Source organism: Phytoactinopolyspora halotolerans (assembly GCF_010550675.1).
In the GTDB taxonomy this organism is placed as follows: Bacteria; Actinomycetota; Actinomycetes; order Jiangellales; family Jiangellaceae; genus Phytoactinopolyspora; species Phytoactinopolyspora halotolerans.
In genome coordinates this window covers 130,370-142,801 of the sequence record NZ_JAAGOA010000019.1, presented here as the reverse complement: position 1 = coordinate 142,801, position 12,432 = coordinate 130,370, and the positions used below count along the sequence as shown (strand labels likewise).

Genomic DNA, 12,432 nt, shown 5'->3' with positions numbered 1-12,432 from the left:
GGCTTCGGCCGGTTCAAGCAATGGCGCGGGATCGCCACCAGATACGACAAGTACGCCCGCACCTACCACGGCGGCGTCCTCCTGGCCGCCACCATCATCCTCGCCCGGCCATGAATTAGGAGACACGCCCTAGGCCGTGGGGTCGTCGCCCCGGTCCAGCGCGTCCCATGTCTGCGCGGCCGAGGTGGGCGTGTCCCGTCGTCCGTTGCCGGTACGCGCGGGACCCGGGTCCGCAGCGGAAACCGAGCGCGGGGAGGCCGAGCGCGCGGACGCCGGACGTTCGTACCTGGCGCCCATGCTCGGCCAGCGCGGTCCGTGCCAGACGATCACTACACCGGCCGCGACGATCACGGCACCGGCCGTCACCGACAGCACGGCCCACATCGGCTCGGTGGTCAGGTTCTCGATCCGTCCGCTGTGTTCCGGGGCGTCCGCGATCCATCGCTCGACCCGGCCGGTCAGGTCCGCGGTGACCGTCGCCGAGGCCACCGCCATGACGCCGCCCAGCGCGGCCAGGATCCCGCCGGCGATGCGCCGCCCGAACGTCCGCACCGCCGGCATGAGCAGCACCGCCGCCAACGCCACCAGCGGCACCGCGGACACCAGCGGCGCGAGGTCGTTCCCGGTCACCTCCGCCGCTTCTACCGTGAACGACGACGGCACCTCGGCGGTGCCCCATGGCCGCCTGGACGCCAGCAGCCCCAGCCCTCCGCCGGCCGCCAGCATCAGCAGCACAGCCACGTACTCTCGGCGCGTGGCCTTTGGGCCCCGTGTCTCCGGCGCGGCCGTCATGGCTGATCCTCCGCAAGCGGGCGCATGGCGTTGGCGATAGCGACGGCGCGCAGCGCGGACGCCGCCTTGTTGCGCGACTCGGTCCACTCCGCCTCGGCATCCGAGTCGGCCACGATCCCGGCGCCGGCCTGCACGTACGCCGTGCCGTTGCGGATCAGCGCGGTGCGGATCGCGATCGCCACGTCCAGGTCACCGGCGAAATCCAGATAGCCCACCACGCCGCCATACACACCGCGCCGGGTCGGTTCCAGCTCCTCGATGATCTCCATGGCACGGACCTTGGGCGCGCCGGACAGCGTGCCGGCCGGGAAACACGCGGCCAGCACGTCCAGCGCCGTGAGATCCTCGCGCAGCCGGCCGACCACGGTGGACTCGATGTGCATGACGTGGCTGTAGCGGCGCACCGACATGAAGTCGACCACCTCCACCGTCCCCGGCGCGCACACCCGGCCCAGGTCGTTGCGGCTGAGGTCGACCAGCATCAGGTGTTCGGCGCGCTCCTTGGGGTCCTCGAGCAGCTCGGCGGCGAGCGACGCGTCCGCCTCCGGTGTCTCGCCCCGCCACCGGGTTCCGGCGATGGGATGCGTCATCACCCGGTCGCCTTCGACCTTGACCAGCGCCTCCGGGCTCGATCCCACCACCGCGAAGGCGCCCTCGCCGTCGCCGTTGGCGCCGGGGAACCGGATCAGGTACATGTACGGACTCGGATTGTCCCGGCGCAGCACCCGGTACACGTCGAGCGCGTCGGCGTGCGCCTCCGCCTCGAACCGCTGCGACACCACGATCTGGAACGCTTCCCCGGCGTAGATCTCCTCCCTGGCCCGCTCCACGGACGCCAGGAACTCGTCCTTCGGGGTCCGGCTGCGATGCTCCGGGAGTATGTCCGGAACGTACGGGTTCACCGACGACGGCGTGTCGGCCGCCAGCCGGGCCGTCATCCGGTCCAGCCGGGACACCGCGTCGGCCCACGCCTCGTCCACCCGCTCGTCGCTGTCGTCCCAGTTGACGGCGTTGGCGATCAGCAGCACCACGCCGTGGTCGTGATCCAGCACGGCGATGTCGGTGGCCAGCAGGAACGCCATCTCGGGCAGTTCCAGGTCGTCCTCGGTATCCTGCGGCAACCGCTCCAGCCGCCGGACGGCGTCGTAGGAGACCATCCCCACCAGGCCACCGGTGAGCGGCGGCAGGTCCGGAAGCTGCGACGTGCGCAAGACCTCCAGCGTACCGGCGAGCACGTCCCACGGGTTGCCGCCGCTGGGCAGACCGACCGGCGGGTTCCCGTGCCACACCGCCTCACCGTCGCGCTCGGTCAGAATCGCCGCCGAATCCGCGCCGATGAACGAATACCTCGACCAGACGCCGCCGTGCTCGGCCGACTCGAGCAGGAACGTGCCCGGACGTTCGCCGGCCAGCTTGCGGTAGATGCCGACCGGCGTCTCCGCGTCGGCGAGCAGCCGGCGCACCACCGGGATCACCCGGCGCTCCTTGGCCAGGACGCGGAACGTCTGCAGGTCCGGCGTCGCCTCCAGCGGGCTCATCGGCTCCCCCTCGCACGCTCTCCATGATCATGAACAGAAAGCGTGCACATAGCACGGTAAGTATTCATGATCATGGGAGCTCCTGGGTGATCAGGCCGTCGTCGAAGCAGGTGCGGGTGCCGGTGTGACAGGCGGGACCCTCCTGGTCGACCTTGATCAGGATCGTGTCGGCATCGCAGTCCAGCCGGACCTCGCGCACCCATTGCCGGTTGCCCGACGTCTCCCCCTTCACCCAGTACTCGCCGCGGCTGCGGCTCCAGTACGTGGCGCGTCCCGTCGTCAGGGTCCGATGCAGCGCCTCGTCGTCCATCCAGGCGAGCATCAGCACCTCACCGGTGTCGTGCTGCTGGACGACGGCGGGCAACAACCCGTCGGGGTTGCGCGACAACCGCTCGGCGATGTCGGGGGCTAGTCCGGGCATGCCTCCATTCTGCCGGACGTGGCGATTCCCGACGATCGTCGGCAGGCACACGGGATGTGCACCCGGCTGAGGTATCGTGCGCGATGGCGTTCGATCTCCAATGGAACCCATCCGAACCGACAAGGAGCTTTCCCGTGGCACGCTCGACCCCGACCGTCGCGGTCACCCGCGCCGTCGTCACCAGCGCGGCGCTGGCGCTCGCCCTCACCGGCTGCTCGACCGTCGAAGACCTCTTCGGCAACGACGACGAGGGCAACGAGGTCGAGCGGGATGAAGAGACGGACGCCGTCACCGAGGCTGTGGAGAACGCCGGGATCTTCAACATCCAGGTCGGCGACTGCATCGGCTCGTTCGCGCCGGACGACGGCGGCATGGTCGAGACCGTCGACATGTTCCCGTGCGAGCAGGAGTACGAGCAGCAGATCTTCCTGATCACCCAGATCAGCGGCGACGAGCTGCCCGACGACGAGACCCTGGAGCAGCAGGTCGTGGACGAATGCGTGCCGGCCTTCGAGGAGTTCGTCGGCACCCCGTACGGCGAGACGTCGTTGCGGATCAACTACCTCTCACCGTCGCCGGAGTCGTGGGAGGACGACGACCGCGACATCGTCTGCACCGCCTACGACCCGGAAGGACCTCTCACCGGCTCCCTCGAGGGCTCCGAACGCTGACTCGTCGCTCGTCCGACTCGACCTGCACAAGCGAGGCGAGCGAACGAGCCGCGAGGGCGCAACCAGCATCTAGCGGGACTGGGTGATCCAGGCGGCGTGCAGCTTGCTGTAGACGCCGCCGGCGTCCACCAGTTTCGCGTGCGGCCCACGTTCGACCAACCGCCCGGAATCGAAGACGAACACCTCGTCCGCGGCCTCCGCCGTGGACAGCCGGTGCGCGATCGTCACCGACGTCCGGCCCCGCGAGACGCCTTCCAGCGCGCGGGCCAGCCGCACCTCGGTCGCCGGGTCGACGGCGCTGGTCGCCTCGTCCAGCACCAGCAGGTCCGGATCCGCGAGGTAGGCCCGGGCCAGCGCCACCAGCTGCCGTTCCCCCGCGGACAGCGACTCGCCGCGCTGACCCACCGGGCTGTCCAGACCGTCCGGCAGTGACTCCACCCAATCGGACAGGCCCAGCTCATCCAGCGCCCGCCGGATGTCGTCGTCGGTGGCCTCCGGCCGGCCGAAGCGCAGGTTCGCCGCGAGCGTGTCGTCGAACAGGAAGCCCTCCTGCGGCACCATCACCATCCGGCGGCGCAGCGAGTCGAACCGGACCTCGCGCAGGTCGACCCCGTCGAGCAGCACGCGCCCCGTCTTCGGGTCCATCAGCCGGGTGAGCAGCTTGGCGAACGTCGTCTTGCCGGAGCCGGTCTCGCCGACGACGGCCACCCGGGTGCGGGCCGGGATGTCGACGTTCACCTCGTCCAGCACCACCGGACCGTCCGGATAGGCGTACGAGACGTTCTCGAACCGCACGTCCACCGGGCCCTGCGGCAGCACCACGCCCGCGTCGCCCGGATCGGCCACGTCGGCCGGAGTGTCCAGCACCTCCAACACCCGGCGCCAGCCGGCGATCGCGTTCTGCGCCTCGCTGAGCACCTCGGTGCCGACCTGCACCGGCGCGACGAACAGCGTGACCAGGAAAATGAACGCCAGCAGCTGTCCGAGGGTGACGTCACCCGCGATGCCCAGATACACACCGACCACGACGACTGCGGCGTTGGCCAGCCCCGCCACCACCTCGCCGGTGGAGAACGTCGCCGCCGCCAGCCGCTGCGCCCGCACCGCGGCCCGCCGGTGCTGCTCGACCGCGTCGTCGATGCGCTGCTGCGTGCGTGCCTCGATCGCGTACGCCCGCACGGCCTGTGCCCCGACCACCGACTCGGAGATCGCGCCGAGCATGACGCCGACCCGCTGGCGCACCGCCATGAACGCCCTGGACAGCCACCGCTGGAACCAGCGCAACGCGATGAAGAACGGCAGGAACGTCGCCCACACCAGCAAGGTCAGCTGCCACGAGTAGATGGACATGATGACCGTGGCGATCATCAGCTGGCCGATGTTCACCAGCAGGAAGATCCCGCCGAACTGCAGGAACTGCGAGATGGTATCGACGTCGGTGGTCACCCGGGCGACCAGCGCGCCACGTCGTTCGGTGTTCTGGGTCAGCACCGACAGGTCGTGCACGTGCCGGAAGCCCTTGATCCGTAGCGTCGCCAGCCCGGCCTCGGTCGCCCGGAACAGCCGCCGGTTCATGTGGTAAGCCGCGGCGACCGTCACCAGGATGCCGATCCCGGCCACCAGGCACATCCACCGGACATAGGCCAGGTCCGCGCCACCCGGAGCGTTCAGCCCGCGGTCGACGGTCTGCTGCACGGCGATCGGCACGATGACCCGGCCGGCGGTGGCCACCAGCGCGATCACCAGCGTCAGCGCCAAGCCGTCCTTGATCTCCGGCGACAGCGCCAGCCCTCGCCGGATGGTCCGCAACGCCCCGGCGGCCTGGTTCTCGCCGAGCCGCGACGACGCGCTCGTGCCCGTGCTCGCCTCGCTCACGATCCCCCGCTTTCCGTGTCGGCGTCCTGGGCTCGACCACGGCGGCCACCGGGATCGTCGCCGGCACCATCGGCGCCCGCGCCGGCCCGTTCCTGCGCGTCCCGCTCATAGGCGGTGATCAACTGCCGGTATCCGGGCGACGTGCGCATGAGCTCGTCGTGGTCACCGCGCGCGGAGATCCGCCCGTCCTCCAGGTAGAGCACCTCGTCGGCGAGCGTGATGGTGGCCCGCCGGTAGGCGACGACCACCACCGTCGACGGCAGCGCGGCGTCCCGCAGGCCGGCCAGGATCCGTCGTTCCACCTCGGGATCGACGGCGCTGGTGGCGTCGTCGAGCACCAGGAGGCGTGGCCTGCGCACCAGGGCGCGGGCCAAGGCGAGCCGCTGCCGCTGACCGCCGGAGAGCATCGAGCCACGCTCCCCGACGGGCGCGTCCAGGCCTTCCGGGTTGTCCCGGACGAAGTCGTCGCCCTGGGCCAGCTCGAGTGCGGCCCACACGTCGTCGTCCGGCACGTCGCGGCCGAGCGTGACGTTCTCGCGGATGCTGTCCTCGAAGATGAACGGCTGCTGGAAGACGAGCGCGGCCGACTCGGCGACCTCGCCCCGGCGCAGCTGACGCAGGTCCGATCCGTCCAACCGGATCTCGCCGCTGACCGGATCCATCAGCCTGATCAGCAGGCTGGCGAGCGTGGATTTCCCGGCGCCGGTCTGCCCGACCACCGCGACCGTACGGCCGGGTTCGATCTCCAGGTCCAGCTGGTCCAGCACCGCCGCGCCGGACGTGACCGGACGGTCGGGCGGGACGATCTCGCTGCGCAGCCCGTGCACGCTGCCGCCGACGGCGCGATCCGACGCGTCGGCGGCTACCGCACTGTCCGACTCGTAGGTGAAGCTGACGCCGTGCACGCCCAGGCGAGCGGCGTCGCCCGTCGCCGGCAGCGGCCGATCGCCGTGCGGCAGCTCCCCGGTCGCCTCCAGCACCGCCGACACGCGTCGCCATCCCACCACGGCGCGCGGCAGTTCCCCCAGCACGAACCCGATGGCGCGGATCGGGAACGCGGTGATGGTGAACAGGTAGGCCACTTGGACCAGCTCGCCGGGCTCCAACGACCCGTTCGCGATCCGGGTGGAGCCGATCAGCAACACGATCAGGATGCCGGCGTTCGGCAGCGCTTCGAGGACCGGATCGAACGCGCCCCGGATCCGCCCGACCCCGGTGTTGGCGTCCCGCAGGTGATAGGCGACGCGGCGGAACCGCTCCGTCTCGTCCGCCTCCCGGCCCATCGCCTTGACCAGCGCGGCGCCCTCGAACGACTCGTGCGCGACGCCGGAGAGGTCGGCGCGCAGGGCCTGTGCCCGGGTGGCGAGCGGGGACAACCGTCGCTGGTAGACGAAGTTGATGACGAGGATGGCCGGGAACACCATGACACCGACCAGCGCCAGCCACGGGTCGACCAGGAACATCGAGCCGAGCGCGAAGAACAGCATGACGATCACACCCAGCGCGAACGGCAGCGGCGCGATCGGCCAGAACATCGATTCCACGTCGGCGTTGGCGTTCGACAGCAGGTTGCCGGCCGGGTGCCGGTGGTGCCAGGACAGCGGCAGCCGCATGTACTGGCGGGTGACCCGTCGGCGGTATGTGGCGTTCAGCCGGTACTGCCCGAGCCCGGCGAAAAATCGCCGGATCACGATCCCGGCCGCTTTGAACACGGCTGTGCCGACGATCGCCAGCGCGGCGACCCACATGGTGCCCGCGGTGGTCTCCCCGGCTCGGAACGCGGGAACGATGGCCTCGTCCGTCACGCGGCCGATCACCTCGGCGGCGAGGACGGTCATCAGCCCGTACAGCGCGCTGCCGGCGATCGCGATGCCGAGAATGACCGGTTCGCCGCGGATCGCCTTGCCCAGGACACGAAGTCCTTCGCCGAGCGTCGCCCGGCGCTCCGGTCTCCTGTCCACTACGCTCCACTGCCTTCGGTCGTCTTCCGCACCTCTCACCCGGCCGCCGCACCCGTGTGTGTATGCACGTGAATGCCGCGTCCTGTCGTGCCGGCCCATCACGGTCACCACGGCGTGCGGGCTGGTCGCGACGCGATGACGTGCCGTCCACAAGACCGCGCCACCTGGGTATCCTCCGTGCCCGTGGTGCCGGTATCCGCCCACACAACCGGCTCCGCGCACATGGCTGAGGTGGACTGCCCGGGCCGTGTGTACAGTATCAACCCGCACGGACACTCGTGAAACTGGTTTCGTTCCCTACGCCGGTTATCGCCGATCGCGAAAATCCCGCCCCGTCCCCGAGACGTAGGTGCGCGGCGCACGATACGCGACGCGGTGCGCGCGGCCACGCGGTGCGTGCGGCGGCGGCGCGGTGCGTGCGGCGGCGACGCGATGCGTGCATGGTGCGCTCAATGCTCGCCCATGGTGCGCTGAATGCTCGCCCAAAGACGGCGGAAACCGCCTTCCAACGACCACTCACCGCACCATGCCCCAAGCCAGGCGGCGTGGGCGCGCGCGCCGTCGTCAGCGCACGGTGTGACCGGCCGTCGCCAGCGCGCCCTTCACCTCGCCGATGCTGAGCTCACGGAAATGGAAGACGCTCGCGGCCAACACAGCGTCGGCGCCCGCATCCACGGCCGGCGCGAAATGCTCCACGGCACCTGCTCCCCCGCTCGCCACCACCGGCACCTCGACGGCGGCGCGCACGGCCGTGATCATCTCCACGTCGTAACCGTTCTTGGTGCCGTCGGCGTCCATCGAGTTCAGCAGAATCTCACCCGCACCGGACTCGGCCGCCCGCACCGCCCATTCCACCGCGTCGATGCCGGTGCCGCGTCGGCCGCCGTGTGTGGTGACCTCGAACCCCGACGCGGTGTCCCCGCCGCGCCGCGCGTCCACGGAGAGGACCAGCACCTGGGCACCGAACCGGTCCGCGATCTCCGGGATGAGCTCCGGCCGCGCGACGGCGCCCGTGTTCACGCCGACCTTGTCCGCGCCGGCCCGCAGCAGCCGGTCGACGTCCTCCACCGCGCGCACGCCGCCGCCGACGGTCAGCGGGATGAACACCTCCTCGGCGGTCCGCCGCACCACCTCGTAGGTGGTGGAGCGGTCGTCGCTAGAGGCCGTGATGTCCAGGAACGTCAACTCATCCGCGCCTTCGGCGCCATAGGCGGCGGCCAGCTCCACCGGGTCACCGGCGTCGCGCAGGTTCATGAAGTTGACGCCCTTGACGACGCGTCCGGCGTCCACGTCCAGACACGGGATCACCCGCACGGCAACACTCACGGCCACATCTCCCCTCCTCGCCCCATGATCATGAACACTTTGCGTTCACATAGCACGGTTAGTGTTCATGATCATGGGGGCTGGCGACGGCGAGCGCCTGCTCGAGAGTGAACGCACCCGCGTACAGCGCCTTGCCGATGATCGCGCCCTCGACGCCGACGCCGATCAGCGAGCGCAGCGCCGCCACGTCGTCCAGGTTGGACACGCCGCCACTGGCGATCACCGGCCGGTCGGTCCGCTCGCACACCGACCGCAACAGCTCCAGGTTGGGTCCACGTAGCGTGCCGTCCTTCGTCACGTCGGTGACGACGTAGCGCGCGCAGCCATCCCGGTCCAGCCGCTCCAGCACCTCCCACAAGTCACCGCCCTCGCGGGTCCAGCCCCGCGCCGCCAGCGTCGTCCCGCGCACGTCCAGCCCGACGGCCACCCGGTCGCCGTGCCGGGCGATGGCCCGCGCCGTCCAGTCCGGATCCTCCAGCGCGGCGGTGCCGAGGTTGACCCGGGCGCAGCCGGTCTTCAGCGCGTTCTCCAGCGAGTCGTCGTCCCGGATGCCGCCGGACAGTTCCACCGCCACGTCCAGGCGGCCGACCACCTCGGCCAGCAGCTCGCGGTTCGACCCGCGGCCGAACGCCGCGTCCAGGTCCACCAGGTGCACCCACTCGGCCCCGGACTCCTGCCAGGCCAGCGCGGCGTCCAGCGGCGAGCCGTACGACGTCTCCGTCCCCGCCTCGCCCTGCACCAGCCGGACCGCCTGGCCTTCGGCGACGTCCACCGCCGGCAGCAGGATCAGCCGCTCATCACTCATACATTCCTCCGTACGGATCGATCAGAGATTGCCGTGGATCGCTGTGGTGTCCACCCCATCGATCCACGGCAATCATCGCGGCACCGGGTGCGGGTCCGTTCACGCGACCTTGACCGCCCGAAAGCGCAGCCGCCGGTAATCCGCCCACCAGGCGTCGTCCCGCCACAGCGCGGGCCGGGCGATCTCGGCCGCGCGGTCCAGCGTCTCCGCCGGCAGGTCGGCCACCACCTCGCTGGCGAACATCTGCAACCATCGCTGCAGGCCCTCCGGGCCGGTCAGCTTGGTCGGGCGGTCGTAGAAGTCGAGCTGGCGCACCTCCAGCCCGGCGTCCTCCAGAATCGCGGCGTACTGCGCCGGCGACGGGAAGTACCAGGGCCAGCGCCGCTCCGGCAGGCCGGCCTCCCGGCACGCCTGGTCCACGGCGTCCGTGATCGTCGCGACGTTGCGGGTCGCGCCCATCTCCGCGACGAACCGGCCGCCCTCGCGCAGCGCGTCCGAGACGCACCCGAGCACCTCGACCGGAGCCGGCATCCAGTGCAATGCGGCATTCGAGACGACGGCGTCAACCGGCTCGTCGACCGCGAAGTCGTGCGCGTCGGCGACGTGCAGCTCCGCCGCGTCGCCGAGCCGTTCCCGGGCCGCCTCGATCATCGCCGGCTCCGCGTCCATCCCGATCACCGACGCCCCGGACTCGACCAGCCGAGCGGTGAGATCGCCGGTGCCGCACCCCAGGTCGATGATCCGCTCACCCGGTTGCGGACGCAGCCAGTCCAGGAGCTCGACGCCGTACGCCGCGACGAAACCGAAATCTCGGTCGTAGGCGCGCGCGTCCCACTTGGTGGAACTCATCACGTGTCCAGCCCTTTCATCCAGTTGTGTAACAGGGTCAGGCCCGCATCCCCCGACTTCTCCGGGTGGAACTGCGTCGCCGACAACGGCCCGTTCTCCACGGCGGCGACGAACCGGTCGCCGCTGTGCTCGGCCCACGTCACCAGCGGCGGACGGAGACGATCCGACTCCGGCAGCTCCCAGCGACGCACCCCGTAGGAATGCACGAAATAGAAACGTTCCTTCTCGATACCGTCGAACAGCAGGCTGCCGGCCGGCGTGTCCACCGTGTTCCACCCCATGTGCGGCAGCGGAGTGGCGTGCAACCGTTCCACCGTGCCCGGCCACTCGTCCAGGCCCTCGGCCTCCGTGCCGTGTTCGACGCCACGGCTGAACAGCACCTGCAGGCCCACGCAGATGCCGAGCACCGGGCGGCCGCCCGCGAGCCGGCGGCCGATCACCTGATCACCGCGGACGGCGCGCACCCCGTCGGCGCATGCGGCGAACGCGCCCACGCCGGGGACGACGAGGCCGTCGGCGTTCTCCGCGGCGACGGTGTCCGCGGTGAGCTCGACGTCCGCCCCGACGTGCTCCAGCGCGCGCACCGCAGAGCGCACGTTGCCGAAGCCGTAGTCGAGCACGACGACGCGTCGCGACCCGCTCATCTCACCATCCGTTCTCTCGTTCGGTCTCCCCCGCGACCCCGCCGGTGACGCGCCGCGGCGCATGGCAAACTTCCTGTGTGACCGACGAGAAGCTCGCGTCCCGACGACGCTCGGCCCACTCGACCCGCTCGGGCGCCGCTCTCCGCGCCGCCACCGGCACCATCACGGACGGCACCATCACGGACGATCTTCCGACGCGCCGCTGGCCGAAGCGGGTCGGTATCGCGGCCGCGTCGGTCGCAGGCGTCGTCTCCGCGACGACCGCGGCCGGCGGCTGGTACTACGCCAGCGAGTTGCTGCTGGTGGACACCTCGCCCACCGAGTACCCGGTCGAGGTTCTCGACGTCAGCGACACCACGGTCACGCTCACCGGGGGCGAGGCGGACGAACCCGGGCTGGTCGGCCTGGAGTGGCCGGGTGGCTATGCCCGGTTGGGACCGCAGATCACACGCTCCGGACGGCAGGTCACCCGGGAGCTCATCCCGTATCCCGACGTCCCGGCGGTCGGCATCCGGGCACGCACCAGCTTCTATGCCGCGCCGTTCGATCTGGCCGGATTCGGCAAGGTCAGCGAGCTGCACGTGGACGAGGTCAGCTACCCGGGACCGCTCGGCTCGTATCCGGCCACCTATGTGCCCGGCGACAGCAACCGCTGGATCGTACACGTGCACGGTCGCGGTGGGAACCGAGCTGAGTCGTTCCGGCTGCTCGCGTCGTTGCATGCGCTCGGACATCCGCAGTTGTCCATCGCCTACCGCAACGACGACGACGCGCCGGCCGACCCGGATGGCGAGTACGGCCTCGGCTGGACCGAGTCCGACGACCTCGCCGCGGCGATCGACTACGTGCGAGCGCACGGCGCCGACGACGTCGTCCTGGTCGGCTACTCGATGGGCGGCGCTATCGTCGGGAACTACCTGCGCACCCGCGGTGCTGCCGGCGTGGCCGGGGTGATCTACGACTCGCCGGCGCTGTCCTGGAGCGACATCCTGGTCTTCCAGTCGCGCGCGCGGAACCTGCCGTCGTTCGCGGCGACCATCGCCGGTGCGGTGGTGCGGCTGCGCACCGGCATCGACCTGGCCGCCATGGACCAGGTACGCCACGCCGACGCGCTCGCCGTGCCGGTCCTGCTCTTCCACGGCAGCGCCGATGCAACCGTGCCGGTGACGTCGTCCGACGCGTTCGCCCGTGCCCGCCCGGACCTGATCACCTACGTGCGGCCGGAGGGTGCCGGACACGTGCGCTCGTGGAACGTCGATCCCGCGGCGTATGAACACGCGGCAGCCGACTTCCTGCGCAATCTCCCCTGAGCGACCGATCGCGAGGACGACCCGCCGCACCACGCTTCCACGCAGCCCCTTGCCGCCCTGTAGCACCGCGCCTCGACACGGCACCGTGCTTCCACGCTGCCCGTCTTCTACGACACCAAGCTTCCTTGAGGCCCCCATAAGGTGCGCAAGGAAGCTTGTTGCTCCACGCATCGCGGGCTCGGCGCACCCGAGGAAGCTTGATGCTGCACGCACTGCAGACTTGGTGCACCCAAGGAAGCT

11 protein-coding genes are annotated in these 12,432 nt (G+C 70.7%); 2 read left to right on the top strand and 9 right to left on the bottom strand.

Going from position 1 to position 12,432, the window contains the following annotated elements; all coding sequences use genetic code 11:
- Positions 1-129: 129 nt before the first annotated feature.
- The 3 genes from G1H10_RS23615 to hisI form a co-directional block, all read right to left on the bottom strand.
- Positions 130-792 (bottom strand): Trp biosynthesis-associated membrane protein, encoded by a 663-nt coding sequence (locus tag G1H10_RS23615; protein ID WP_163742478.1) that lies wholly within the window; start codon positions 790-792, stop codon positions 130-132.
- Positions 789-2,330 carry an anthranilate synthase component I gene (locus tag G1H10_RS23610; RefSeq protein WP_163742474.1) on the bottom strand — a complete coding sequence of 514 codons (1,542 nt, stop codon included), beginning with the start codon at positions 2,328-2,330 and terminating at the stop codon, positions 789-791. The genes G1H10_RS23615 and G1H10_RS23610 overlap by 4 nt, the downstream gene beginning before the upstream one ends.
- 70 nt (positions 2,331-2,400) lie before the next feature.
- The gene (gene hisI / locus G1H10_RS23605; protein WP_163742471.1) at positions 2,401-2,751 is read right to left on the bottom strand and encodes a phosphoribosyl-AMP cyclohydrolase; all 351 of its coding nucleotides are present in this window, start codon (positions 2,749-2,751) and stop codon (positions 2,401-2,403) included.
- A 134-nt stretch (positions 2,752-2,885) separates the two neighbouring features.
- On the opposite strand from hisI, the gene G1H10_RS23600 reads away from it, so the two are divergent.
- Entirely contained in the window at positions 2,886-3,422 is a 537-nt protein-coding gene (locus G1H10_RS23600; RefSeq protein WP_163742468.1) for a septum formation family protein, read from the top strand.
- 69 nt (positions 3,423-3,491) lie between these two features.
- Here the strand turns inward: G1H10_RS23600 and G1H10_RS23595 are convergent, their stop codons facing one another.
- The 6 genes from G1H10_RS23595 to hisH form a co-directional block, all read right to left on the bottom strand.
- Complete coding sequence (locus G1H10_RS23595) at positions 3,492-5,297, bottom strand: ABC transporter ATP-binding protein (RefSeq protein ID WP_216853596.1); 1,806 nt, start codon at positions 5,295-5,297, stop codon at positions 3,492-3,494.
- Entirely contained in the window at positions 5,294-7,357 is a 2,064-nt protein-coding gene (locus G1H10_RS23590) for an ABC transporter ATP-binding protein (RefSeq protein WP_163742519.1), read from the bottom strand. Before G1H10_RS23590 ends, G1H10_RS23595 begins: the two co-directional genes overlap by 4 nt.
- A gap of 465 nt (positions 7,358-7,822) precedes the next feature.
- Positions 7,823-8,584 (bottom strand): imidazole glycerol phosphate synthase subunit HisF, encoded by a 762-nt coding sequence (gene hisF / locus G1H10_RS23585; protein WP_163742516.1) that lies wholly within the window; start codon positions 8,582-8,584, stop codon positions 7,823-7,825.
- Positions 8,585-8,642: 58 nt separating this feature from the next.
- Positions 8,643-9,389, bottom strand: coding sequence for a bifunctional 1-(5-phosphoribosyl)-5-((5-phosphoribosylamino)methylideneamino)imidazole-4-carboxamide isomerase/phosphoribosylanthranilate isomerase PriA (gene priA, locus G1H10_RS23580; RefSeq protein WP_163742465.1), 747 nt, complete (start codon positions 9,387-9,389; stop codon positions 8,643-8,645).
- 99 nt (positions 9,390-9,488) lie between these two features.
- Positions 9,489-10,238 carry a class I SAM-dependent methyltransferase gene (locus tag G1H10_RS23575; protein ID WP_163742463.1) on the bottom strand — a complete coding sequence of 250 codons (750 nt, stop codon included), beginning with the start codon at positions 10,236-10,238 and terminating at the stop codon, positions 9,489-9,491.
- Positions 10,238-10,882 (bottom strand): imidazole glycerol phosphate synthase subunit HisH, encoded by a 645-nt coding sequence (gene hisH, locus G1H10_RS23570; protein WP_163742460.1) that lies wholly within the window; start codon positions 10,880-10,882, stop codon positions 10,238-10,240. Before hisH ends, G1H10_RS23575 begins: the two co-directional genes overlap by 1 nt.
- 77 nt (positions 10,883-10,959) lie before the next feature.
- On the opposite strand from hisH, the gene G1H10_RS34730 reads away from it, so the two are divergent.
- Entirely contained in the window at positions 10,960-12,192 is a 1,233-nt protein-coding gene (locus tag G1H10_RS34730; protein WP_163742457.1) for an alpha/beta hydrolase, read from the top strand.
- Positions 12,193-12,432 lie beyond the last annotated feature (240 nt).